General features: G+C 46.4%; 22 protein-coding genes and 1 tRNA gene. 11 read left to right on the forward strand and 12 right to left on the reverse strand.

Annotated elements, in window-relative coordinates; translation table 11 throughout:
- Nucleotides 1-69: 69 nt before the first annotated feature.
- The 7 genes from ACO0K4_RS09405 to ACO0K4_RS09435 all read right to left on the reverse strand — a co-directional run bounded on the left by ACO0K4_RS09405 (nucleotide 70) and on the right by ACO0K4_RS09435 (nucleotide 5,583).
- On the reverse strand, nucleotides 70-1,014 hold the full coding sequence (locus ACO0K4_RS09405; RefSeq protein WP_422956368.1) for a hypothetical protein: 945 nt from the start codon (nucleotides 1,012-1,014) through the stop codon (nucleotides 70-72).
- 96 nt (nucleotides 1,015-1,110) lie between these two features.
- Nucleotides 1,111-2,520 carry a cardiolipin synthase gene (gene cls / locus ACO0K4_RS09410; RefSeq protein WP_422956369.1) on the reverse strand — a complete coding sequence of 470 codons (1,410 nt, stop codon included), beginning with the start codon at nucleotides 2,518-2,520 and terminating at the stop codon, nucleotides 1,111-1,113.
- Between the two features lie 355 nt (nucleotides 2,521-2,875).
- Nucleotides 2,876-3,976: a glycine zipper 2TM domain-containing protein gene (locus ACO0K4_RS09415; RefSeq protein ID WP_422956370.1), complete on the reverse strand. Its 1,101-nt coding sequence runs from the start codon at nucleotides 3,974-3,976 to the stop codon at nucleotides 2,876-2,878.
- 134 nt (nucleotides 3,977-4,110) lie between these two features.
- Nucleotides 4,111-4,446: a hypothetical protein gene (locus ACO0K4_RS09420; protein ID WP_422956371.1), complete on the reverse strand. Its 336-nt coding sequence runs from the start codon at nucleotides 4,444-4,446 to the stop codon at nucleotides 4,111-4,113.
- A gap of 63 nt (nucleotides 4,447-4,509) precedes the next feature.
- Nucleotides 4,510-4,662 carry a DUF3309 domain-containing protein gene (locus tag ACO0K4_RS09425; RefSeq protein WP_422956372.1) on the reverse strand — a complete coding sequence of 51 codons (153 nt, stop codon included), beginning with the start codon at nucleotides 4,660-4,662 and terminating at the stop codon, nucleotides 4,510-4,512.
- Between the two features lie 63 nt (nucleotides 4,663-4,725).
- The gene (locus tag ACO0K4_RS09430; RefSeq protein ID WP_422956373.1) at nucleotides 4,726-5,019 is read right to left on the reverse strand and encodes a hypothetical protein; all 294 of its coding nucleotides are present in this window, start codon (nucleotides 5,017-5,019) and stop codon (nucleotides 4,726-4,728) included.
- 72 nt (nucleotides 5,020-5,091) lie between these two features.
- Nucleotides 5,092-5,583 (reverse strand): glycine zipper 2TM domain-containing protein, encoded by a 492-nt coding sequence (locus ACO0K4_RS09435; RefSeq protein WP_422956374.1) that lies wholly within the window; start codon nucleotides 5,581-5,583, stop codon nucleotides 5,092-5,094.
- A gap of 190 nt (nucleotides 5,584-5,773) precedes the next feature.
- Here ACO0K4_RS09435 and dusA point away from each other — a divergent pair, with 190 nt between their 5' ends.
- The gene (gene dusA / locus ACO0K4_RS09440; protein ID WP_422956375.1) at nucleotides 5,774-6,805 is read left to right on the forward strand and encodes a tRNA dihydrouridine(20/20a) synthase DusA; all 1,032 of its coding nucleotides are present in this window, start codon (nucleotides 5,774-5,776) and stop codon (nucleotides 6,803-6,805) included.
- A gap of 17 nt (nucleotides 6,806-6,822) precedes the next feature.
- Nucleotides 6,823-7,272 carry a copper chaperone PCu(A)C gene (locus tag ACO0K4_RS09445; RefSeq protein WP_422956376.1) on the forward strand — a complete coding sequence of 150 codons (450 nt, stop codon included), beginning with the start codon at nucleotides 6,823-6,825 and terminating at the stop codon, nucleotides 7,270-7,272.
- 207 nt (nucleotides 7,273-7,479) lie between these two features.
- On the opposite strand, the gene ACO0K4_RS09450 is transcribed toward ACO0K4_RS09445, so the two are convergent.
- Nucleotides 7,480-7,555, reverse strand: a tRNA-His gene (locus tag ACO0K4_RS09450).
- Nucleotides 7,556-7,823: 268 nt separating this feature from the next.
- Complete coding sequence (locus ACO0K4_RS09455) at nucleotides 7,824-10,517, reverse strand: diguanylate cyclase domain-containing protein (protein ID WP_422956377.1); 2,694 nt, start codon at nucleotides 10,515-10,517, stop codon at nucleotides 7,824-7,826.
- Between the two features lie 314 nt (nucleotides 10,518-10,831).
- Between ACO0K4_RS09455 and ACO0K4_RS09460 the strand changes: the two genes are divergently transcribed.
- The 3 genes from ACO0K4_RS09460 to ACO0K4_RS09470 all read left to right on the forward strand — a co-directional run bounded on the left by ACO0K4_RS09460 (nucleotide 10,832) and on the right by ACO0K4_RS09470 (nucleotide 15,857).
- A complete protein-coding gene (locus tag ACO0K4_RS09460; RefSeq protein ID WP_422956378.1) occupies nucleotides 10,832-12,088 on the forward strand; it encodes an ectonucleotide pyrophosphatase/phosphodiesterase in 1,257 nt (418 codons plus the stop codon).
- A 244-nt stretch (nucleotides 12,089-12,332) separates the two neighbouring features.
- The gene (locus ACO0K4_RS09465; RefSeq protein WP_422956379.1) at nucleotides 12,333-14,729 is read left to right on the forward strand and encodes a TonB-dependent receptor; all 2,397 of its coding nucleotides are present in this window, start codon (nucleotides 12,333-12,335) and stop codon (nucleotides 14,727-14,729) included.
- 12 nt (nucleotides 14,730-14,741) lie between these two features.
- Nucleotides 14,742-15,857 carry a glycerophosphodiester phosphodiesterase gene (locus ACO0K4_RS09470; RefSeq protein ID WP_422956380.1) on the forward strand — a complete coding sequence of 372 codons (1,116 nt, stop codon included), beginning with the start codon at nucleotides 14,742-14,744 and terminating at the stop codon, nucleotides 15,855-15,857.
- A gap of 209 nt (nucleotides 15,858-16,066) precedes the next feature.
- Here ACO0K4_RS09470 and ACO0K4_RS09475 read toward each other — a convergent pair whose 3' ends face one another.
- A complete protein-coding gene (locus ACO0K4_RS09475; RefSeq protein WP_422956381.1) occupies nucleotides 16,067-17,392 on the reverse strand; it encodes an alpha/beta hydrolase family protein in 1,326 nt (441 codons plus the stop codon).
- A 384-nt stretch (nucleotides 17,393-17,776) separates the two neighbouring features.
- Between ACO0K4_RS09475 and hemN the strand changes: the two genes are divergently transcribed.
- From hemN to ACO0K4_RS09505, 6 genes are all read left to right on the forward strand, one after another.
- Nucleotides 17,777-19,174, forward strand: coding sequence for an oxygen-independent coproporphyrinogen III oxidase (gene hemN / locus ACO0K4_RS09480; protein ID WP_422956382.1), 1,398 nt, complete (start codon nucleotides 17,777-17,779; stop codon nucleotides 19,172-19,174).
- A 280-nt stretch (nucleotides 19,175-19,454) separates the two neighbouring features.
- The gene (locus tag ACO0K4_RS09485) at nucleotides 19,455-19,958 is read left to right on the forward strand and encodes a TlpA family protein disulfide reductase (RefSeq protein WP_422956383.1); all 504 of its coding nucleotides are present in this window, start codon (nucleotides 19,455-19,457) and stop codon (nucleotides 19,956-19,958) included.
- Nucleotides 19,955-20,209, forward strand: a complete 255-nt coding sequence (locus ACO0K4_RS09490) for a DUF4266 domain-containing protein (protein ID WP_422956384.1) — start codon at nucleotides 19,955-19,957, stop codon at nucleotides 20,207-20,209. Before ACO0K4_RS09485 ends, ACO0K4_RS09490 begins: the two co-directional genes overlap by 4 nt.
- 26 nt (nucleotides 20,210-20,235) lie before the next feature.
- The gene (locus ACO0K4_RS09495; protein WP_422956385.1) at nucleotides 20,236-21,390 is read left to right on the forward strand and encodes a DUF3570 domain-containing protein; all 1,155 of its coding nucleotides are present in this window, start codon (nucleotides 20,236-20,238) and stop codon (nucleotides 21,388-21,390) included.
- Nucleotides 21,391-21,428: 38 nt separating this feature from the next.
- Nucleotides 21,429-22,322: an FAD:protein FMN transferase gene (locus tag ACO0K4_RS09500; protein WP_422956386.1), complete on the forward strand. Its 894-nt coding sequence runs from the start codon at nucleotides 21,429-21,431 to the stop codon at nucleotides 22,320-22,322.
- A gap of 53 nt (nucleotides 22,323-22,375) precedes the next feature.
- Entirely contained in the window at nucleotides 22,376-23,608 is a 1,233-nt protein-coding gene (locus ACO0K4_RS09505; RefSeq protein WP_422956387.1) for a DUF4214 domain-containing protein, read from the forward strand.
- A 106-nt stretch (nucleotides 23,609-23,714) separates the two neighbouring features.
- On the opposite strand, the gene ACO0K4_RS09510 is transcribed toward ACO0K4_RS09505, so the two are convergent.
- Nucleotides 23,715-24,704: an LLM class flavin-dependent oxidoreductase gene (locus ACO0K4_RS09510; protein WP_422956388.1), complete on the reverse strand. Its 990-nt coding sequence runs from the start codon at nucleotides 24,702-24,704 to the stop codon at nucleotides 23,715-23,717.
- 113 nt (nucleotides 24,705-24,817) lie between these two features.
- Complete coding sequence (gene gstA, locus ACO0K4_RS09515) at nucleotides 24,818-25,429, reverse strand: glutathione transferase GstA (protein ID WP_422956389.1); 612 nt, start codon at nucleotides 25,427-25,429, stop codon at nucleotides 24,818-24,820.
- Between the last annotated feature and the right edge of the window lie 81 nt (nucleotides 25,430-25,510).

Consider the following 25,510-nt stretch of genomic DNA (forward strand, 5'->3'; position numbering starts at 1 on the left):
TCTAAATCAATCAGCGTTAGTCAGAAGTGATTGCGCATATTCATAACGAACTGATTACATGTTGCATTCTCAGTGCACTGCTTGCTGCCGCACATATTCGGCACGCTTCATCTCAACATAGTCATTCTGTTCCAATTCATGAAGTTGGCGTGGATATTTCTCTGTTGCCAAATACCAGTTGAGCAGACGCTTCTCTAGCTGCGTGTCTGGAGCGCTATTGGCTGCGCTCAGGTAGCTGTCGATCGCCAGATAGTAGCGCATGGTATTGCGTTCCATCAGGCCGCGCACGCCGCTGATGTAGTCTGGTTGCCCGTCCGCTTTTTTACCGATCACGGTGAATCCTACTTTGCCGTGCCCTATGGTAGCGAGATAGGTTTGCATTGCAATACGACCTGTAAGACTCACCGAATAGGAGTAGGTAAGGTGCATGAAGGTTTTTGTTTTTGATAGTGCGACGGCTTCGAGAATGATGCGGTAATCATTGGTACCTAACGGACCTTCATCGGCATTGAGTTTTACTTGCAGATAATCGGATGTCGCTGTAGCGAGCTGATAATTGAATTCGACCCGCGTGGCGTCGGCCAGATCTTCGGGTACTTTTTTGCCGATATAAATCCGCAGTGCAGTTGCCGGTGTATCACTGCCCGGATGTTTGATGACATGGCAGTATTTGGTATTAATGTGCAGGTGCATGATATCGCACCAGTGTTCTGGATTATTGAGACCTGCTGTGACGGTCGCTATCGGGTAATTGATGACGGCATAGATATCCCCTTTTAAGCGATTGTCTATCTCTGCAGACTCCAATACGAGTGGTCGGTTGAATTGATTTTGCTTGAGCTGTAGCTCGACTGCGACATACTTTTCCTGCATTATTTTGACTGGATCTGATGCGTTAGGATCGTTGTCTGCGTTTGCACTGGAGTTGACGACGATTGCACTGAATAGCATGACCAGCGCGATGCTCAGGTATTGCATTGATGGTATCCACTGTCCTTGTTTAATGCCTTGCATTGCAACTCCATGTATCCGTTGGGACTGCTTGTTGTGGCTAAGATGTTCAGCTTTCGTCTGATATTTCTGGCGGGCTAATTAATGTTCTTCATCAGGCTATAACCAATAGGCGATACGACGTGCAGCCCATTCCTTCAGTTTGTCGCTGATGGGGCGTTTTTCCCATTCTTGCGGTGTAATTTCGACAGAGTAGCGTAAGTCCTCTATGAAGCTTGCTTCCATGGCTTTGCCAAAATCCTCTCCAAATACGACAACATTAATCTCATTATTATGCAAGAAGCTCCGTGTGTCGATATTGGTTGATCCCACCGTGGTCCAGGACTGGTCGATGACGGCAGTTTTCGCGTGTAAGACAGCAATTTGTAGCTGATAGATTTTGATCCCGTTAGCGAGCATCCCGGAATAAAAAGACTGCGCGGCATGAAACACCAGGCCGCTGTCTGTGACGCCGGGTAAAATAATTTTTACATCGACACCGCGCTGGCTGGCCTCACTCAACGCGCGCAAAATTTGAGCATCCGGTACAAAATAGGCGCTGGTAATGTGAATACTTTGCTTTGCCTCTTGTATCGCCAGAATATAGGCTTTATAAATTTCATGATGACTATCGGGGGCACTGGCGAGTACGCGGACTAGCTTGTCGCCCATCTCTTTCAACTGTGGGAAAAAATCACTGTCAGTTAACTCGGGCGCTTTTTGGCTAATCCAGTTATTGATAAATACCCATTGCAAGGTAGCGACTGCGGGGCCTTCAATTTTGATGTGAGTATCGCGCCAGCCGACTTTCGTGTCGCGTCTGGTTTTGGAGCGGAATAAAGAGCTGTTCGAATACGCCGCACTGATGTTGACGCCGCCAGTAAATGCGACCATGCCATCAACGATCAGAATTTTTCTATGGTCGCGGTTGTTGGGTTCCCACGGGCCGATCAGTTTGACTGGGTTGACAGGATTAAATGCGAGCAAGTGAATTCCGGCAGCTTGCATCCGGTCAAAGAAGGCTTGTGGTGTGCCTATGGTGCCCACGCTGTCATAGATGATGTTGACCTGTACGCCAGCGTTTTGTTTGGCGATTAATAAATCCGCGAAGCGGATACCTAGTTCGTCCTGATCAAAAATATAAGTTTCCAGGTTGATGTGATCTTTAGCGGCATTTATAGCCTCTGTCATCGCGGCCATAGTCTGAGGGCCATCGTAAAGTAGAGTAACCTTATTACCGGCGATCAGAGGGCTGCCGGTAGCGGCTTCTTCGAGCGCTGCGAGTGCCGCAATATTGGTATGCGAATTACGCCAGTGTCTGGCAAGTAAGGCCGAGGTTTTTTTAGTGCTCAGAGTACCTTGCGCATTGGTGACAGTTGGACTGGCAGGTGCTGACAACGTTGAATTCAAATAACGAACTTCTGGCAGTGATGCGCAGGCACCTGTTATGGCGCTGAGGATGATTATGCTTAGCATGCGGATTGCATGGGCATAAGACGAAGCAAGATAAGTCTGAGTAGTGCGTTGCATACTTGCTCCGGCTGAACCTGTTAGATGGATTATATTTAATTATAGACTTACGCAAAAACTAAAATCTCGCATCGCAGAGACAGAGTAAGAGCCGTAGAGAAAAGGCATGATTAGTTAACTCCATGCGATTTCGATTACAAATTTTTTGAAGTTCGCAAAATCGGAGTCACATATTTTATGAGCCTGTTGGCACGAAATGTCTTTGAAACCCGCATCCAGCCTGCGGGTTCAATGTGAGAAGTTCCCACATGAACGGTGCGCAGCAGCTCTCCGTTTTGCGTAACTCTTGAATTAAATTAAAAATTCACTCCGGAATACCCGCACTGGATTCTGAAGTGAATCACGTAAGAGATAATTAATTCCGGCTGATGACGCCACTATTGATCTGTACCTTGTCGCCGACGCGATAGCCCGGCTCATTACTAAAAGGGATAGTTTGGGTCGCGCCATTTTGAAGACGGACGACGACTTCATAGTGATTGGTTTTCCGCGCATTGCCTTCGATGTTGCGACCCGCATACGCACCGCCTAAAGCACCTGCGATTTCTGCTGCCGTGCGCCCGTTGCCACCACCGACCTGGCTGCCTAACAGCGCGCCGACGACGCCACCACCGATCGTTCCGAGGTAGCTACCTTCGCCTTTGACTTCAATTAGGTTGATGGCCTCTACGGTGCCACAGTTATAGCAAATGCGTGCAGCTTGTACTGGGATTTGTACCTGATTTTGCGTTGGAGCTATTTGCAGAATCTTACCCAAAGTCGCACTGGTGACACGCTCGATGCCACGATCGATGACGCGTAAATTAGCAATAACGGGACTATTTGGTGTGATGTGATCACGGTTGCGAATGGTATAGGAGTTGCTGTACTCGCCACTGGCGATTTCGGATAAAAACAATTTGCCTTTCACGCCATTGATTGTCAGATCGACTTTGCCGCCAGGTGTGCCAAATACCGTAAAGCGTAAATCATTACCACCATTGAGGTCGCGCGCTGGATCAACATTAAAACGGTCGATTCTTGGCATAGGGCCGGACATGGTCTGATTCGTATGGAAGCCGACACCAACCTGTAAAGACTCATTGAGTACCGCACTGGTGACTTGATTGCCAACACGTAAATTAGCGGTGACCAGGCTGCGGGCTGCGATTTTGTCGCGACTGTTGATGGTGTAGGTACCTTCGTATTGACCGGCTTCAATTTCTACCAGAGTGAGATTGCGAGTCGCGCCAGCAATGCGCAGCGTTGCGATACCACCAGGAGTGCCATAGATGCCGAAGTTGAGTTCAACACCCGGTGCGATGCGACGTACCTCATCGACATTGAAGCCGTCAATATGCGGAGTTACTTGTGAGGTGCTGTATTGCTGTGCTTGTGCGGTTGCAGGAGCGATCAGTAATGGTACTAGTCCGGATAGCAATAGCATGCTGGCCGCGATGTTATTTGATAGGGTCATTGAGTGTTCCTGATGATTGTATGAAGATGGATTAGGCGAATTGATTCGCTATCTGTTGTTGCCGGTGTTGTTAGCAGCAGAGTTTTTCGTTGATTGATTGATGAGCCGCTGTCTGCCTATCTATACTTGCTTATTTATTGCGGTGTTTCTTGCATCATGGATTTAGCTCTGGCGATGTCATGCCGATACATTGCTTGTGCCTCTTGTAGACAGGATGCCCGCATAGTTTTATCTAATTTTTTGCAAGCGAATTGAGACTCTTGCAGTACTGCACCGGCTTCTTTTTTTAAAGTCAAGAAGCGTGCTTGTGGTGTTGTATCCTCTTGAACCCAGCGCGGCGGATCAATGACGGGAGCTCCGGCTTGTTGCATCTCATCCGGAGAGATTTGTGCCCAGCTGGCGTTCATGATCACTACAGATACTGTCACGCTCATCATGGTTTGACAAAAGTAGGCGATAGATTTTTTCATGGTGATTCCTTGATGAGGTAATGATGCAAAAACTGGCAATTCGTCGTGTTATCCGATGTCGCTTTATAAGCGACCGGTGAGTAACATGACGATCAGTACAATGACGATTAAGCCTGTCAGGCCGCTAGGTCCATAACCCCAATTGCGGCTATGTGGCCAGCTTGGAAAAGCGCCAACTAATACGAGTATTAAGATGATGAGTAAGATGGTGCCCATGAGGTAGTCCAGTAGTCAGGTAGTAGAGAATTAGTCGGAAAATTAACAGACAGGGGATGACGCTTAGTGTCTGTTTTGGAAGTCGTGAAAAGTTTTGATAAATGCGTCACGTACTTTGTCTGTGCCAATTACCAGATCATTCCATGAGGTTTCACCGGCGTCTTTCTGTTCCATCAGCTTGTCAGATGCCAACTCAGATTGTTGACGTAGCCTGGCCATTTCTGCGATGTATTTTTCGTACGCCTCTTCTCGCGCCTGCTGTGTTTTTGCTTCCAGCTCCAGCATGGTGTGATTCAATTCATCAAGCTGTTGTTTCATCGTGGCGATGTAACTATCTCCGGTATTTTTGTCGGGCATGAGATTCCTTAGGATGAAGAATGGTCGGTGAAGCGCAAGGTAAATGCCAGCAATACAGGCAGATAGTGAGTCTTAGTAGCGGTTGACTTGGCCGTTAATCAACCGGATCCGGTCTCCGACCCGCAGGTCATACAGAGAGTTTTGTACGATAGTGGTGAAACTGCCGTTGTCCAGACGCACCTGAATTTGATATTGATCCGTGTTGTGGGTATTTTTGTTTTGTTCCACATTATTGCCAACCATGGCTCCACCTACTGCTCCTGCAACAGTCGCTGCGGTCCGGCCGTTGCCATTGCCGACCTGATTGCCAAGTAAGCCGCCAATCAGACCGCCAACAATCGCGCCGCCACCACTTGTGCTGTTTGCTGGACGTATGACCTGGATAGCGTCAATGACACCATAATTGGCTGCATTATTCTGGTAAGGCGTTGAATAGTTGTTCGAAGTTTGCTGGCTATAATTCGATCCGTTGTTCGGTGTATTACTGGCGCATCCGGTTAGTAAGCTGATGGTAATCAACGGGGTAATGAATAGACATGTACGGATAAGTGGATGTGATTTCATGAAGTTCTCCTGGCTAAGTGTCTGACCAGAATAGAACTGATACATCACAAGGTCTGTGCGCTGCCGCACCATACTCAGAGTGCTGGGATGACGTACGGATCAGGCCTGCTTGCGCTATGTCAGCTATAATTCGGGCATTCTGAATTCTCTCTTATTGATCAGGAATGATCAATAAATAGCAAATAAATCAATGACTTACAAATCAAGAAAAATCACTGTTGCCCCGATGATGGATTGGACAGACAGGCATTGTCGCCAATTCCACAGGCAAATTACGCGTCATAGCTGGCTATATACCGAGATGGTGACCACTGGTGCTTTATTACATGGTGATGTGCCTCGTCATCTTCAGTTCAATGACGAAGAGCATCCGGTTGCCTTGCAATTGGGCGGGAGTGAGCCTGCTGATCTGGCACAAAGTGCTAAATTAGGTCAGCAGTGGGGCTATGACGAGATTAATCTGAATTGTGGTTGTCCTTCTGAACGAGTGCAGAAAGGTGCGTTCGGTGCATGTCTGATGTCGGAGCCAGCGTTGGTCGCTGACTGTGTTAAAGCGATGAAAGATGCAGTCAGTATTGATGTGACGGTGAAGCATAGAATTGGTATTGATGATATTCAGTCGTACGAGTTTGTTCGTGATTTTGTCGGACAAATTGCTGAAGCTGGTTGCTCTACATTCATTGTCCATGCGCGTAATGCAATACTCAAAGGCCTAAGTCCCAAAGAGAACCGGGAAATCCCGCCTTTAAAATATGAATACGCATATCAGTTGAAAAAAGATTTTCCGCAACTGGAAATACTGATCAATGGCGGCATCAAAACGGTACAGGAAATTGATTTGCATCTTCTGCATACCGATGGTGTCATGCTAGGGCGCGAGGCTTATCATAATCCTTATCTGATGGCGACTTTTGATCAGCGTTATTACGGTGATGATGCTCCGGTAAAATCGAGAGCCGAAATCGTCGAGGCAATGCTACCCTATATTCATGCACAGCTTACTGAGTTTGGTCAGGGTAGCGGCCCTAAGGGAGGCGGTCTCAGACTGAATAGTATTACCCGTCACATGCTGGGGTTGATGACAGGTTTACCTGGTGCCAGAGTATTTCGTCAGACTTTGTCGGATAGTAAAAAATTGGCGCTCGGCGACCCGGCCTTATTGCTTGAGGCAATGACGCGTATGCAAGGGTTGCGGGATTATGTAGAGCATAAACACGTCTAAATAAAAAGGATGCACCAATGAAATTCAGCGCACAGATGATGGTTGCCAGTCTGGCTTTAGTCAGTTTGGCAGCGCATGCAGAAGTCAGCGTTAAAGATGCCTGGATCAGAGCTACCGTCGCTCAGCAGAAATCCACTGGCGCATTCATGCAGTTACAGTCCAGTACCGATGTACAAGTTGTCGATGTACAAACCTCCGTCGCAGGAAGCGCCGAAATCCATGAAATGAAAATGGATAACAATATTATGAAGATGCGTTCGGTCCCTCAATTGGCGCTGCCCGCAGGCAAAGCTGTTGAACTGAAGCCCGGTGGTTACCATGTCATGCTGATGGATTTAAAAACGCAGATCAAAGAAGGCGATACTGTTTTGATGACGCTGACAGTCGAGGGCAAAGATAAGAAGCGCGAAGTGATTGAGGTAAAAGCGAAGGCGAGGGCACTGAATGGTGCGCAAGGTAAGATGTGACGCAGCGTTTATAGGACCTGAAGGCGATGGGAGGGGAAGTAAAAATCGTGAAAACTGATTAGCAAATTGCTGATCTGATCGCACCTTGGCACCGGATCATAATACTGGCGAGATCTTTACCTCGCTGTTGCTACCTCTGATCACGCTTTTCTCAGCTGTCCTGAAAATTAAAAAGCCTGCTCGAAAGCAGGCTTTTTAATTTAATCTTGGGGTGGACGATGGGGCTCGAACCCACGACAACAGGAATCACAATCCTGGACTCTACCAACTGAGCTACGACCACCACTGAGCTTACTAATCTTACTGAGATTTATTTTTCAACATTTCTCTGTAAGAAAGCAAAACATTATACGAGATTTTTACGCCTCTGGCAAACTCTTTGTTTTGAATTCATACTGAGGAATCGAATTTCACTGAAAACAAGCCCATTCGGGCGTTGGCTCGCACGTGACTCGCAGACAGCGCAAGAGTACGAGGAAGGCGTGGAGATACTAAGTAAGATACAGTCATGTCATCTTAATAATTTAATATATCCTCGCATCTGCCCGCCACTACAACTCAAGACTTTTAAAAATATTCCGTCCCGCTTTTTTAGCCAGATATAAGGCTTCATCTGCTTTGTTCAGCAGTTCCTCGCCGCTGGAATGCTGATTGCTCGAAATGGCAATACCAATACTTGTCGTAATGATTCTTGCGTTGCCATCGATATTAAATGGCGCTGTCATTGCCTGAATGATTTTCGATCCGACGATTTCGCTTTCTGCCTGACTGTTTAAACCCTCAAGCACGATGACGAATTCATCCCCTGCGAGTCTGCCAACCATATCGGTCTGGCGAATACATCCTTTTAAACGATAGGCAAATTCTTTGAGAACAAGGTCCCCTGCATGATGGCCTAAGGTGTCGTTGATCGACTTGAAACGGTCCAGATCCAGGAACATGACTGCCATGGATCGCTTGCTCCTGGCTGACCGGGCGCTTGCCTCTGCGAGTCTTTCATTGAGCTGATTCCGGTTTGGCAGACCCGTCAGCGTATCGAACCTTGCTAACGCCAGTAATTGTGTTTCGATCGCTTTGGCATCGGTAATATCGTTGACCAGGGAATTAACCCCGATCACTGCGCCAGCCTCATTGAGTTGTGGTGCGTAAGTCGCCCGGTAATGATTAAACGCGCCAGCGATGCTCACCTGCAATTCAAATTCAGTTTTTTCACCGGCCAGTGCAATATGAAAATGTTCTCTATGTAATTGTTGAGCGGACTCGCTGAGTAACGACAATACTGAACGTCCGCGGATTTCTGCAATGGGAAGATTAAACCAGGACTCATAAGGACGATTGACAAATTGAAAACGATCTTCTTTGTCAATAAAGCTCACGAATGCGGGAATATTATCGGCGATCGCACGCAATAATCCCTCATTGGATTGCAATTTTAATTCTGCTTCTTTACGGTCGGTTACATCAATCGCCATCGTGTAAAACCCGACAGTTGATCCGTCCAGGTTGACGTCGGGAACATATTCATACTGCAAATATTTAGAGACGCCACGCTCCGTAGTAAACCGCTCGAAAGATACGGTCTCACCTTTGAGTGCCTGCTGAATTTTTTCTTTTAGCTCCAGATAGTTTTGATCGCCGAACACGTCTTTCATGGTCTGGCCTATCATTGCATCTGGATTTATTCCTGGAATCAAGCTGTAGAGACGATTGCAGAATTGATAGCGTTCATCTGCATCAATATAACCAATTAGGGCAGGGATGTTGTCGGTAATGGTTCTGATCCGTTTTTCGCTTGAAGTCAATTCTGTCTGCACGCGTTTAAACTCGGTGATGTCTTCTACCAGTACAAAAAAACCATCGACCATACCATTTTGATTGATGTCTGGTACGTAGGTAACTCTATCCCATTCGATATTGCCTTTTCTTTGTGCCTGACGTTCAAATCGCGTCCATTCTCCATTAAGAACCTGATTGATAAAAGGTTTGTTTTGCTGATAGAAGGCCGGGGGCATTACTTCTTTGACGGTTTTTCCTATAGTTTCTTTTGCGGATATACCAAACAGTTTTTCAACTTGTTTGTTCACAAACGTATATTTTTCGCTGTAGTCGATATAGCCAATGAAGGCAGACATGTTATCGGCGATTAAACGCAGTTTGTTTTCACTCGCCGTTAATGCAGATTCTGCCGATAGGCGCTTAATCATGGCATCGTCAAACGCTTTTGCAAGTTCGCCTATTTCATCCCTGGGATATTTTTTTTGCGGCGAATTCAGGTCGAAGGTTGCTTCTGCGTTCAGGACTTTATTGCGTAATTTTTGCAGCGGTGCCAATTGTCGGTACATAAACAGCCAAGCGAGTGGTAGCAGTAGTAGCAACAATGCAATGCTGACCAGCATGGCATTGCTTTTTACCTCGGCAATTGGACTAAATGCCTCATCTGAGGGATATACAGCGGCTACAATCCAATCGACAGATTTCAATCGCTTAAAAGAAAATATAGCGTCTTTGCCAGCCTGGGTAGTCGAGGTCATGTTGCCTTCAAATCCACCTAGAGCCATATCTAACGATTTGTTTTGATCAGGAATATCGGCCGCGTTTTTTAAAATGCGGGACTGATCCGGATGGGTGACAAAAACACCTTTGGATGTCACTAAATAAAAATATCCGGCAGCCCCAATTTTTGCATTCGCAAAGTCGGCTAAAAAACTATCCTGCGTCAATTCTATGGTGCCCAATAATATCAAGATCATATGTCCCCTTATATCAAAAACGGGAACGCAGATCACGACAATCGGACGCCCTGAAACAGCGCTTTTTAATGGCGGAGAGACGACGACTCTGCTTTGGGTAACTGCCTTTTGAAAATACTCACGAGTCGATATGTTTACTTTTCCCCGAGATTCTGGTCTATCCAGATTCGCAATAAGTTTGCCTTGAAGATCAAAGATCGCAAAATTATCAAACAGACCGTCAAGGCTATGATGTTGCTCAAGAAAACTTTGCAGGCCGTTTTCATCCTTCGTTGCAGAGCCAAGATCGCTCGCCAAAAGAATTAGCGTTTTTTTTCTCAGTTCGATTTTTTGATCAATTTCATCGGCAGTATTCTCGATAAGACTGGATTGGCGAATTTCAATGATCTTTTCTAAGGTCTTTTGAAACACTGATATTGACAGTGCGGTCAGCAAGACAAAAGCAAAGAGAAAAAATGAGGCGACAGCGAGAGTTAAACGAGTTTTTACGCTCATATTCCTTACTTTTATTTGAGGTATTGACGCCATAGGAATCCATCACATATTAGTGGCCATTGTGATTATTTTAACATTTGTTGCCGGTAATGAATCATGAGTTTCGATGTGCTGCTTTTAAACACCAACATTTGATCGGCGACGGAATTGATCAGTAGGCATAATGACTAGCTTACTCGATCTGAAATCGCTGTTAATGATCTATGGGGTATAACAAACCGGATGATGAGCGACAATGGTATTTTATAAGCAAAAAAAATACCTCAACGCAGCAACAAAACTATATCCCTGTAATTATTTTTAATAAACAATTTATGACTTATTCGCGGTTTTCAATATTAATTTTCCTGTCCCTTATTTTATCCATAGCAGGCTGCAGTCAGATAGTTACTAAGTCGTCGCTTGCTCAGCAGATCGACACATCGTATTACCATCCTGTTATTCTCGTTTCGATTGATGGCTTCAGGCCAGATTATCTGCACCGTGGCGTTACACCAAATCTGAATAAGTTAATCGCTAACGGCGTAAGTGCTGATGCAATGCGGCCATCATTCCCCTCAATTACTTTCCCGAATCACTATACCTTGGTTACCGGACTGCGGCCGGACCATCACGGTATCGTTGGCAATACGATGGAGGATACGCAAATACCAGATGTGCGTTTTACGCTAAGTAATCGTGATGCGGTCACTGATCGTCGCTGGTGGGACCAGGCAGAGCCTGTTTGGGTGACGGCAGAAAAAAAAGGCATTAAGACCGGCATCATGTTTTGGCCGGGATCTGAGGCTGCAATTCATGGTGTATTGCCGACGGATTTTCGACGGTTTGATGGCAAGATTGCGCCGGCTGGTCGCGTTGACACAATGCTGACGTGGTTGGATAAGCCGGTTGGTGATCGGCCTGGCTTTTTGACCGTGTATTTTGATGATGTCGATCATGCAGGACATGAATTTGGTCCCGACACTGCTCAGGTAACCAGCGATGTCGCACGCGTAGATCATGCCATCGGCCAGCTAGTCGACGGACTCCGGGTGCGTCATATTGACGCCAATGTTGTGATTGTCTCTGATCACGGTATGGCGGCTACTAGTGCTGATCGGATTATCCGGTTAAATGAATTGGCAGACCCCGCTAGCTATCGTTTGATTACTTCGGGGACTTATGCGGGGATTGATGTCAATCCCGGACAGGAGGCGCTTGTCGCTACCGCCTTGCTGAAGAAGCATGAGCACATGCAGTGCTGGAAAAAAGAAGCTATTCCTCAACGTTTTCATTATGGACAAAACGCACGGGTACCGCGATTTATTTGTCTGGCCGATGTCGGCTGGCTGGTAGAGCCCGGTGATAAAAACGGTAAGACGACAGTGAGCGGTTCGCACGGATACGATAATCTGGCACCTGAAATGCAGGCATTATTTATCGCCACCGGACCGGCTTTTAAACAGGCGACAGTATTGCCTGCATTTGATAATGTTGACGTCTATCCTTTATTGATGGAGTTGCTGGATGTCCCGGCATTACCTTCGGACGGCTCTATGGCAATAGTACGACAGGCGTTGAAAGCAAAGTAAGTCAGTCACGGATTTTTTTATTAGTGTAGTTTACTCTGCGCGGATAACTTGTCTATGGGGTTCTCATGCTGGCTGAGTGATTTAAAAGCGGTTGATGTGTTGAGAATTCGTGTTTTTGGGAAAGTCATTTCGTCGTCATAAATAGTTATTAAGCTTCGACGGCCTTGATATTGTTTCATCACCCCATTATTCGCTAATTTCTACTAATCATGACTAGTCACCGCTAGTTCTTCACGAGAACCCCATGAGATCAGTTCATTTTAAGAAAAAAACATTCACTCACTCAGCACCTGCATTAGCGATTGCGTCGACCGCTTGCATGTTCGTTTTTGTACAACCTGTCTTTGCACAGACAGTTGCGGCGATTTCTGATAGCAGTAAAAATGAAAAAGCAGACGGTGCGATTGCGACGGTTGAAATTTCGTCTCAGACTACCCGTTCTGCTGTGTCATTACGCGGTAGCGAAATACAAAAAATCCTGCCAGGGATTAATCCTGTTAAATCCTTGCAGACTCTGCCTGGCGTGACCTTTGCCACAGCAGATCCATGGGGAAATAACGAACAAAATCTCTCCTTGTTCGTCCATGGATTCAATGGTCAGCAACTCGGTTACACGATGGATGGTGTACCACTCGGTGATCAGCAATACGGCAACTACAATGGCTTGTCGCCACAACGTGCTGTGATAAGCGAGAATGTCAGAAATGTGATCCTGTCCTCCGGAGCAGGTAACCTGGCCACGCCGTCCACTAGCAATCTGGGTGGCACGATAGAAGTATTCAGTAGCGATCCTTTAGCAAAACAAAAGACTACTCTCGAGCAGACTTTAGGTAGTTATAGAACCTCACGTACTTATACACGTTTTGATACCGGTACTTTTGGCGAGGGTAATGCGGCTTATATTTCCATCATGCGTCAGGATGCGCGCGCCTGGGATTTTGATGGTAAACAAGGCGGTAAACAACTCAATGCAAAATTCGTGAGCGCTAAGCCTTCTGGCAAGCTCACGCTGTATTTCAACTATAACGACAAGATAGAACCAAATGAAGACAGCACGGTTCATGTGACTGGCGAGACGAGCGCACCGTACACACGGCCATTCCTGTATCCGAATTTTCCTGCTGCCTTGACTTATCTGTCGCCAACCGGTGCAACGCCAGCCGCTGACGGTTCGAATTATCACAACTACTATAGTGATGCGCAGCGTAAGGATATATTGACCTATGCTAAATATGACCTGAACCTGAACGAATCCACCGTCTGGTCGAATCAGGTGTATTTTCACCGTGATGATGGTGTTGGCGTGGTTGCCGGACCGATAGGTGCGGCGGGTCTGCCAGCGCTGTTCAGTATTTACTTTCCTAACCAGGATTTGAAAAAAGTTTTTGGCAATTCAGGGTATGCCACCCGTACCACAGAATATGATATTCATCGCTCTGGCCTGATCTCTAATTTGCGCACTGAGTTTGGCAATCATCAGATCGAATTTGGCGGCTGGTGGGAGCACAACGAGTCCTCTGCCTATCGCCGCTGGTATCCGCTGGATGTGAATAATCCTAGCTCCCCATATGACCGTCCAAGTAATCCTTTGATTACTCAATACGGTAGTGAGATTCGTAATAACGTTATCCAGTTACACCTGCAAGATGAGTGGCGCGTCCGTCCGGATATGGTCTTGCAGGCAGGTTTCAAATCGAGTTTGCAGTATGCAAAAGGAGATTTTCCTGTACAGCCCAAGGCAGGTGCAATCTCTGGCGGCTCTCTCGCTTTGCCCGTCGGTGAGATTGATACCAAAAAATGGTTCTTGCCACAGGTCGGCATGCTCTGGGATCTGAGCACGCGTGATCAGTTGTTCATCAATATCCAAAAGAATATGCGTCAGTTCGTGACTTATGGCGGTGGCGGCGCATCGCCTTGGAGTCTGGCAAGTCAGTCGGCTTTTGATTTATTCAAAAATACGGCACAGCCAGAAACCTCATTAACCTATGAGGCGGGTCTGCGTAGCAAGCGCAATCTGGATCTGGGACCGCTGAATAAAATTGATGGCCAGGTGACGGTGTATCACGTAGATTTTAGCAATCGCTTATTGCAAATCAGCCCTACGCCTGTGATCTCATCTATTATTGGTGGCAATCCTATTCTTGCCAACGTCGGCAGCGTCACGACCGATGGCATTGATCTGGCAGGTACTTTGCATTTTGGTCGAAACTTTAGTTTCTACAACGCTTTGTCCTACAACCGTTCGGTCTATGCGGACGATTACAGTAATGGCAAAACGCTGGTGCCGACCTCGGGTAAAAAAGTTCCGGGCAGTCCTGAGTGGATGAATAAGTTCGTGGCATCCGCAACATTTGGCGAGATTGATGCCCAATTAATTGGTGATTATGTTGGCAAGCGCTATGCAACCTATACCAACGATTTGGCCGTCAACAGTTATTTCATGTTGAATCTCGGTGTCAATGCGAAGATACCGATGGTGCAAAATAATTTCATCAAAAATGCCAGAGTGCGTCTGAACATCACGAACCTGAATCAGGTCAAAGGAGATTCTGTGGTCGTCGTCGGCGCTGCGAACGGGACTTACAACACATTTCCAATTGCACCACGTCAGTATTTCGTGACATTTGGCGCGGATTTTTAAAGGACAACAGAGATGATCAATAGCCGCCGTTCTTTTCTGAAAACTGCCTTAGTGAGCGGCGGTGTGTTATCTCTTGATGCAGCGGGTTTTGTTTCTCAGGCACTGGCTTCCTCTTTGCGCAAAGTCGAATTATTCGCGCATCGCGGCGCCTCTGCGCTGCGGCCTGAGCACACTCTGGCGGCATACGCCAAAGCGATTGCTGACGGTGCGGATTATATAGAGCCAGATCTGGTTAGTACCCGGGATGGTGTGCTGGTTGCGCGGCATGAGGCAATACTGGATGAAACGACTGACGTTTCTCAACGACCTGAATTCGCTGTTAAACGTACTACCAAGACGATTGATGGCCGTACGCATACGGGGTGGTTTTGCGACGATTTCACTCTGAGTGAATTGAAGTCACTTCGCGCGGTTGAGCGCCTGCCGAAAGTGCGTCCGCAAAATACCTTTTATGATCGTATGTTTCAGATTTTGACCTGGGATGAAATCATTGATTTTGCTGCAGCCGAATCTGCAACGGTTGGTCGACTGATCGGGCTGGTTCCTGAGCTAAAGCATTCTACTTATTTTGCTAAAGTGGGTTTGCCGCTGGAAGATCGTTTTTTGAAAAGCCTCACTGAGCATGAATATACCAAACGCTGTCCATTGGAAATTCAATCCTTCGAAGTGGCGAATCTGAAGTACATCCGCAGTGTCATCGGTAAGAAAGACAATATCCGTTTAATGCAACTAGTCGCGGAGGGAAATATTCGTCCCGCCGATGTGGTTGCCGCTGGTGGTGATTTGAATTTTGGTGCTATGTCGTCGAAGGCGGGATTGCGTGATATCGCTCGCTATGCAGATGTGGTCGCACCGCCGACGCGTGCTTTGATTCCTTTGCTGGCCGATGGCAAATTGGGACAACCAACTGCCTTGATTAATGATGCGCATGACGCTGGCTTACTGGTACATACATGGACTTTCCGTCCGGAGAATCGTTTTCTTGCAGCGGATTTTAGAGATAGCAATGGTGAAAACGCACGTAATGAAATAGGCTCTATTGCTGAGATACGACGTTATATCGATGCAGGCATTGACGGGTTTTTCTCGGATGATTCCGCGATTGGACGTAAGGCAATCAATGCTTGATTGCTTGAGTAAACTGACTGGATGTAGAGCAGAGCATCACGAATTGGTACGGATTTAATTGGTACTGGATAAGGCGAATTTATTTTAGTTAATTCTAGTTAGTGCTAATTAGTCTTAATTAGTGTTAATGATCAGCTCGGCTAATGCTTGGTTTAAAAAAACCGCAGTGAAAAAAGTGCGGTTTTTTTATGAGAATCAGTTTTTATCAATTAGGGCTGGCGCTGTTCTAGCTTGAGGCCGACAGCGGTACGTGCTGGAAAACCCTTCCAGTAGGTGTGATCATTCTTGAGGCCGCCATTTGGGTCGACCGACCATTTACCTTCTTTCGCATTCTCGATCAAGTTCAGATACGGATCCATCGTCGCGTCGTTTTTAAGAAACTTCCCCAGAAATGCGGTGGCAAAATGCTGGGCAATATTATTCATCCGCGTGCTGTCCCAAACGGCGTCAATATAATGCTCTGCCGGTAGTCGCTTCATTGCGGGGGAGGGTAGCCATGCTTCTTTGGGGGCCGGAATAGGTGCGCCAGCGTTGTGATTGGCGTTCTCGTAGGTCAACAAGAATCGCGGTGCATTCACGCTTGCTTCAAAAATATTTCTTACCCCCGGCGAGTAACCGGAGACATCATCGGCGCTGCCAGCGATAAAGAATACGGGCGTCTTGATTCCTGCCAGACCGGATGCATCCCATGCACCGTAATTCCATCCCCAGGGAGCAAAAGCGATTGCCGCTTTAATCCGTTTATCCAGTGACGCGAGATAATCGGGATTGCCTGATTGCCTGATCGCTAAGGCACCATTCGGTACGCTGGATGGTGCTTTCACACTTTTTTCAGCGAAGCCACCACCAATTGCGTTCACGACGCCATAAGCCCCCATGGAATAGCCGATCAAACCAGTCATCTCGGTATTGATCAGCCCTTTCAGATTGCCGCCTGCAGCGCTGGTGTTCAAACGCGCCATCTCATTGAGCACGAAAAGCTGGTCCAGCGGGCGGTTTAGCAAGGTGCTGGCAAACGCCGCCTGATCGTTATAGGTGCTGTCGGTATGATCGACTGCGACCACGATATACGCTTTGCTGGCGAGATTTTCCGCCAGATGGCTGAGTAAAAAACGATTGCCCGGATAGCCGTGCGAGACAATCAGCAGCGGATAGGGGCCGTGCAAGGTATCGGGTTTGGCATCACGTACCGCTTTGCCATACAGAGTGATTGGTGTTTTTCCATCACGGAGATACGTTGAACTTTGTCCTGCACTAGCCTGACCCTCGGGGAGGGTGGCGGGATACCAGATTTCAACGGTAAGCGGTCTATCGTACACCGGCGTTGTTTCTCCAGCCTTGGATTTAATAATATCAAGTTGCTGGGGATGAACGAGCTGTACCGTCTTCACGCCGATCGCAAGCTTGCCGTATTGTGCCAGCTCCGGTGCATCTGGACGTATCGTGTCGATATGGTTGTCCTGGGCAGACGCAAATTGTGCGATTGTCAGACTGCAGCAGACTAGCAGACAAATAGAGAAAAGCTTTTTTTTCATGACACTCCTTGATCGTTTTTGTGTTTAAAAAATAATCATGCACCATAGGATATCAGTATTGAGAACGATATCAGTACATCCATTTTATGCGGCTTCATTTAATATACTCCCCCTATTTATTTATAAATATGCCCTTATCCGCATTGATTTAAAGGTGTTTTAAATAATACTAAGAGGGAGTATATTTCACTCATCGATTATAAGTGAGTTGTTATATATGTTTTTAGCGGCTTCACGTGGAGTCATGCAAGTCCTTCGACACTCAGGATGCGCTTGCTGATGTGCTCATTCCTTGATCCATATCCATATTTGATTTCAGCATGACAAATAAAATGGTGGCAACCCACCCAATAAATCCACTCAACCGTGCATTGAAAGAAGAAGATGACCACTGTCCACACCACTGACGAGATTGAGTTGTCCGAAGAGTTAATACGCAAATTCGACAAATCAGGCCCGCGCTATACCTCATACCCGACAGCAGATCGCTTCCATGAGAGGTTTGACGAACAATGTTATATCTCCTATTTAGAACAACGAGCGATCAACACCAATAAGCCACCGTTGTCACTTTACTTGCACCTGCCGTTTTGCGAATCGCTTTGTTATTTTTGTGCCTGCAATAAAATCGTTACGCAAGATCATGGCCGGACAACGGAATATCTGCGTTATCTGGAAAAAGAAATTGAATTAGTTGTCGCCAGAATTGGCCCTGATCGTCAGACCTCGCAATTACATCTGGGAGGGGGTACGCCAACTTTTTTTAGCTCTGACGAGTTGCGTCAATTGATGGCGATGCTGCGCAGGCACTTTAGCTTTACTGATGACGCGGAGCTGGGTGTGGAGATTGATCCACGTACCCTGAAATCGGAGACTCTGACGGTGTTAGCTGAGCTAGGCTTTAACCGGAATAGTTTTGGTGTGCAGGACTTTGATCCGGCGGTACAACAGGCGGTTAACCGGATACAGCCTTATGAAATGGTTGAAGCTGCGGTGATTCAAAGCCGGCAACAACATTTTCGGTCAATCAACGCCGATTTGATTTACGGCTTGCCAAAGCAAAACAAAGAGAGTTTTAGTCGTACGCTAGATCACCTGATTGCATTAGCGCCAGACCGCATCGCACTCTATAACTATGCACATTTGCCGAGCCGTTTTAAAGCGCAAAGACAGATTGTCGAAACCGACTTGCCATCGGCGGAAGACCGGTTACAAATATTTATGATGTCAACCTGGCGCCTGCTCGATGCTGGTTATGTTTATATCGGACTTGATCATTTTGCCAAACCCGACGATGAACTGAATAAAGCGCGTCAGGATCGGACGCTACACCGTAATTTTCAGGGATACACCACCCGTGCCGACTGCGATCTGATTGGTCTTGGCGTATCCGCTATCGGTAAAATCGGTCATTCATATAGTCAATCGGTACGTAGCATCAAAGCCTATTATCAGTTACTTGATGAAGGACATTTACCTGTTGAAAAAGGGATTGTCTTACATCCGGATGACTTATTGCGCCGTGAAGTTATCATGACCTTGATGTGCAGCATGCCTCTGGATATTGCGACGATCAACCGGGATTATCATATCGATTTCGCAGAGTATTTTGCTGAAGAGCTAGTGCTGCTAAAGCAATATGAAGAGACTGGCTTTATACAGGTCAGCGAGGAGCACGTGCGCGTAACGGCAAAAGGTCGCTTGTTTGTGCGGGCGATTGCGATGGTGTTTGATCGATATCTGAAGAGGCTGACTACGGCAACTTACTCTAGATTGATTTGATTGCATTGATTGCAAGTTCCATGAGCCATATCGACTGTTATCCAGTCAGGAGCCCGATTGATAAGTGTAATTTTCTCCGTATTTGCGTTAGCGAATGTAATAGCCTGTCTCTTTGATAAGACGAGTGCCTATACTTTTCTGAAATAGTTAACTTTGCAAAATCAAATTCGTTTATCTTAGGCCGTTAAGAGATTGAAAAAAGAAGGTCATTTTTTTAGACCGTCTAATTTAAAAAAATTGTAAGCGACGATATCTGACAATTTTTAAGATAGAGGTGTAAATGTCAAAATTATTAACCCCCGTGACGATATTATTTGCGTTTTTTTTGCTATGTACTCATCTGACACTCCATGCTGCTGAAATAGGGAAAACGGCTCCAGAGGCTGCACTTCAAGGTGTCTCGACGTCATCCAAGCTTAGTGACTTTAAAGGTAAGCTCGTTTATCTTGATTTTTGGGCCTCATGGTGCGGCCCTTGTAAAAAATCCTTCCCCTGGATGAATGCGATGCAATCCAAATATGAATCACAAGGATTTAAGATAATTGCTGTTAACGTCGATACGGATATTGGCGATTGGAAGAATTTTTTAGCGACAGTACCTGCAAATTTTGATATTGCCTTAGACCCTAAAGGCATAACAGCAAAACTATTCGACATAAAAGGGATGCCTACCAGTATCTTGATCGGTCGTGATGGTAAGGTGATTGCGCAGCACTCGGGATTTAATGATGAGACTCGTAACCGAATCGAAAAAGAAATCCAATTACAGTTAGAGGTGAAATGATGTCTAGTCCATTTTTATGCCGTAGAACACACTATTTGAATGTTGGCTTGCTGTTGTTATTGATGCAGTCTTTATCTGCATGCAGTTCTCTGCCCTCTGTTCAAGCCTGGGAAAAAGGGAAATTGGCGAAGCAAGAAATGAAATTTGAAGGCGATCCTTTAGAAACAAAATTTGTTGAACATGTCTACTTTAGTAAAGAGGCGGCTTCTGGTGGCGCCGGTGTCGGTGGCGGTGGATGTGGTTGTAACTGAATTTTAATTTTTCTGGACGAATAACGATGACGAGTAATCTGCAAATGAACGACGCCTCCCCTGAATCAGGCACTTTCAAATCTGTCGGGTCTGCGTTAATTTCTGCGGCACTATCTTTACCTTTTACTGGTCAGGCACTTGCCGAGAATGCACCGGATAAGGGGACGATCAGTGTGAAGTATCTAGACTATCTGGATAGTCAGCCCGGTGAAGACCGGATCAAAGTCAAAGCAACTGCCGTAAAAATCATTGCGCCAGTTTCTGGTGAATGGTCTTTAGGCGGTTCGGTAACGACAGACGGTATTTCGGGTGCCTCGCCGTCTTATCATAACGCTGGTTTAAAAAAAATGGAGGATAGACGTAATGCCGCTGATGTTGAAGTGACGCGTTATTTTCAGACGTCTGCTATTACCTTGGGGCTCAATGTTTCCAACGAATCTGATTATGTCTCAAAAGGTTTGTCGGCGCAGGCGAGTTTTTCCAGCGAAGATAGAAATACGACATGGGCAGCGGGTATCGGCATGAACAGGGATACGATTAATCCTAATAATAAGATTGTTACCGATGAAAAGAAGCGGGTGCTTGATTTGTTATTTAGTGTGACTCAAGTTTTGACGAGTAAAGATATTACTCAGTTGAGTGTTGGTATTTCCCATGGTAGCGGATATTTTTCAGATCCTTACAAGGTTTTTGATAATCGGCCAAGAGAGAGGACAAACCGTACTTTGTTGGCTCGCTGGAACCACTTTATTGACCTTACTCAAGGCACCGCCAGGTTAAGTTACAGGTACTATTCAGATACATGGTCGATCAAAGCACACACGATTGGTCTGGAATATGTTCAACCATTGATAAACGGTTGGACGATCACGCCACAACTGAGAATATATAGTCAAAGTGCTGCCAATTTTTATGTCAACGCGGATACTAGCGGATCGCCTTTTCCACCGAATCCTCCTGAGGACGTAATATATTTTTCAGAAGATCAGCGAGTATCGGCCTTTGGTGCCCGTACTTTAGGTTTAAAAGTGGCAAAGCAATTAGGGGATGACTGGCTGGTGGATATTAAAGTTGAACAATACACGCAACGTTCTGACTGGCGCTTATTTGGTAGCGGTAGCCCGGGAATGTTGCCGTTTTATGCGAGAAGTATTCAGCTAGGATTATCGAAGCAGTTTTGAGATAGTCAATTAACAGATCACGGGTACTTTTGATTTGTATGCAAATTTTTAGAATACCTTTTAAAGCAATGGCATGTAGTTGTGAGCTTGTCATTGCGGCGGCGGATGCGCAGCAGGCAGAAAGCTATTCAAAGGTAGCGATTAACGAAGTTATCCGCATTGAGCATAAGTTTTCCCGCTACCGAGCAGACAGTATCGTGTCGAAAATTAATCATTCGGCCGGACAGAATCCTGTTGAATGTGATGATGAAACCTGGGCTTTGCTGAATTATGCGGATAGCTTGTATTTGTCGAGTGACACCTTGTTTGATATTACCGCGGGCGTTCTAAGGCGTGCATGGGATTTCAGGTCTGCGAGAGTACCATCCGATGAGGAGTTATCTGAACTGTCGCCTTTAATAGGATGGCAATTTGTCGAGCGTGCAAATCATTGCATACGCCTTGAAAAACATGGAATGGAAATTGATTTCGGTGGTTTTGGCAAAGAATATGCTGCAGACAGAGCGGGTGCAAAATTGATTGAGGCTGGCGCGGTGTCTGGCTATGTGAACCTGGGTGGGGATATGCGTGTGATCGGACCTAAACCTGATCATAGTCCATGGAAAATCGGCATTCAGCATCCTCGGTTAAAAAGAGAATTGCTTGCTACCATTCCCATTGAACGAGGGGGGCTGGCAACCAGTGGCGACTATGAACGGTTTTTTGAGTTGAATGGACGACGTTACTGTCATGTGATCGATCCGCGAACGGGGCAGCCAGTTTCACACTGGCAGACTGTTAGTGTAGTTGCGCCGTATGCGGTTGTTGCGGGTAACTGTACTACTATTGCTATGCTGAAGCAATCTGAGGGAATTCGCTACCTGGAATCCTCCGGAATGAGTTTTCTGGCAATGGATCATCTGGGTATGGTCCATATGAGCCAAGCCATTTAATAATCTGGTGATGTGTTCTTATATTCATAGTTAATGAGATTTGGAGATTTGGTATGGCGACAATAAACGGAACTGCCGGAAATGATTCCTGGACGGTAGTCAACCCCGGTACGGTTGTTATTGATGGTCTGGGCGGTATAGATACTCTATATCTCGGCACATCTTTGCGATCCAGTTATACCATTACTAAAACAGGTGACGGAGCCGTGCATGTCGACTCTATCTCAAGCGCAAGTGGGGGCGAACCTTTTCATGCGACCTTATATAATTTTGAAAAATTGGTCTTTGCCAATAAAACAGATACGCTAGATATTGCGACTTATTTTGCGGATACGATCGCTCCGACTGTCAGTAGTTTTAGTCCTGCCGCGCAGGCAACGAATGTGGCGACCGATAGTAATATTGTCTTAACATTCAGCGAGGCGATTGCCAGAGGTAACGGCTTAGTTACGCTGACTACTGCAGATGGTACACAAATCGCCAGTTATGACGCCGGTACCAGTTCCAATCTGTCAATTTCTGGCAATACGTTAACCTTGAATCCCTCTGCAGATCTAAGCTACGGAATTACTTATAAAGTTGTTGTCGCAAGTGGCAGCGTGAAAGATCTTGCCGGCAATGCTTATGCAGGTATCAGCAGCTATTCTTTTACCACCGCGGTTGGCATAGTGAAGCAGGGAACTGCTGGAAAAGATACTTTCATTACTACTTCCGGTAACGATATTTTTACCGGAGGGGATGGCGTTGATACCGTAATTTATGCGGGTAAAAAAAGTGACTATGGTATCTCCGGAACAAATCCTGATTTCGTCGTAAAAGACAATGTTGGTCATGACGGCACTGATACGATTCATCAGGTGGAAAGATTGCAGTTTTCTGATACTTCGCTTGCTTTTGATATTAGTGGTATCGCTGGTCAGGCTTATCGAATTTATCAGGCAGCGTTTGACCGTAAGCCCGATATTACCGGGTTAGGGTATTGGATTAATGCGATGGATAGTGGAGCAAGTTTGACCAGTGTTGCAACGGGCTTCATGCAGTCGGCTGAATTTAAGACTATCTATGGCGCTAACCCAAGCAATACGGTTCTCGTCACTAATTTTTACCATAATGTTTTGCATAGAGAGCCGGATCAGGGAGGGTTGAATTTCTGGGTAAATGATCTTAATCTTGGGAATATCAGCCCCGCTAGTACTCTGGCGAGTTTTAGTGAAAGCCCAGAAAATCAGGCCTTAGTTTTAGGGGCGATACAAAACGGGATTGATTACAAGCTATGGATTGGTTAACGCTCACTTCGACAATATTGAGATCCTAGTCACTTCAGTGAGTCACATTTGAATGTGAATCGGTTGGAGCGTAACACTCAATTAGGCCTTAATTAAACATAGCGGGTTATTGTCGCTGTAGTTTGATGCTGGCAGTAATTTCGTATGATCTCAGCCGTGCTGCGTGATCAAAAATCTGTGACGTAATCATCAGCTCATCTGCACCGGTGCGATGAATAAATGCCTGCATTGCTTCAGTTACGCTTTCTGGTGAGCCGATCGCTGAGCATGACAAAATCTGATCGAGTAAAGCTTTTTCACCAGGATGGATTTGATCGAGAAAATTATCTACCGGAGGCGGCAGGCGTTTTGGTCTTCCGCTGCGCAAATTGATAAATGCCTGTTGAGCAGAGCTGGCGAGGTAATGTGCTTCTTTGTCGGTGTCCGCTGCAAATACGTTGAATCCCAACATGACATGAGGTTTTTGCAGTTGTGCCGAGGCTTGAAAACGTTCGCGATAAATAGCGATGGCTTGCATCATCTGTGATGGAGCGAAGTGGGAGGCAAACGCATATGGCAGCCCCAGACTGGCAGCCAGTTGTGCGCCAAAAAGGCTAGAACCCAGTATCCACACTGGCACTTGTAGACCCGTACCTGGGATGGCACGAACGGATTGTCTGGGTTCTGCTGAAAAATAATCGATGAGCTCAACCACATCCTGCGGAAATTCATCTGCATCTGAATCCAGATTTCTTCGCAATGCTCTTGCGGTTGCCTGATCGGAACCCGGTGCCCTGCCCAGACCTAAATCGATACGACCCGGAAATAATGATTCCAAGGTGCCAAATTGCTCCGCAATGACTAAGGGGGAGTGATTCGGCAGCATGATGCCTCCAGCACCAACCCTGATCCTCGAAGTGCCTGCGGCAACGTGCCCGATGAGAACAGCGGTGGCGGCGCTCGCAATGCCGGGCATACCGTGATGCTCTGCCAACCAATAACGTTGATAACCCCACTGTTCTCCGTGCTGTGCCAGGTTCAGCGTATTGCGAAATGATTGCGAGGCGTCGCTGCCTTCGGCAATGGGAGCAAGGTCGAGAATAGAAAATGGGATCATGCAATCCATATGGGCTTATTTAGCCGAAACACAAGTGTGCTGATGTATCAAGACCTGCCGATGTCTGCCCGTAATTCGACAGAGCGACTCCCGGCAGGCATCACATCTCCGTTTTAACGTATCAGCAAACCTTCAGCTTTCATTGCTGTAATGACTGCGGGACGAGCGGCAATACGCGCTCTGAATGCGAGCAGATTTGCAAAACCTGAAATATCCAAACCGACCAGATGTGCCCAGTTCGTTACATTGAACAGATAGCCATCGGCGACGGAGAAGTGATCGCCCAACAGATAATCTTTACCGGCTAATTCGCCATCGACCCAAGCCAGGCGGGATTTCAGTTGATCAGAGGCGGCTGATTTCGTTTCGGCAGGAGTTCCTGGTTTGAATAGCGGGGCAAAATTTTTGTGCAATTCTGTTCCGATAAACGTCAACCATTCCTGCAATTTATAGCGTTCAAATGTGCCGTTAGCTGGAGCTAGATTTTTCTCGGGAACCTGGTCGGCAATATATTGAACAATCGCTGGTCCTTCGTGCAGACGGCGTCCATCATCGAGTTCTAATAAGGGTACATAGCCAAGCGGATTGATGGTGTAAAAATCTGTGCCATCAGGTAACTTGTGCGTTTTTGTCGGCGCTGGAATTGCTTCGAACGTCAATCCGGCTTCGTACAATGCAATATGGGCGGAGAGCGAGCAGGCACCTTGAGAATAATAGAGTTTCATATTGTCTTTACCTTTTTTTGATTTGTGAATGTATATGTTGGCAGCTTAGGAGTAATCCGACTTGCTGCAAGCAGGCTAAAA

Source organism: Undibacterium sp. RuTC16W (genome assembly GCF_049339445.1).
Taxonomy (GTDB): domain Bacteria; phylum Pseudomonadota; class Gammaproteobacteria; order Burkholderiales; family Burkholderiaceae_D; genus Undibacterium.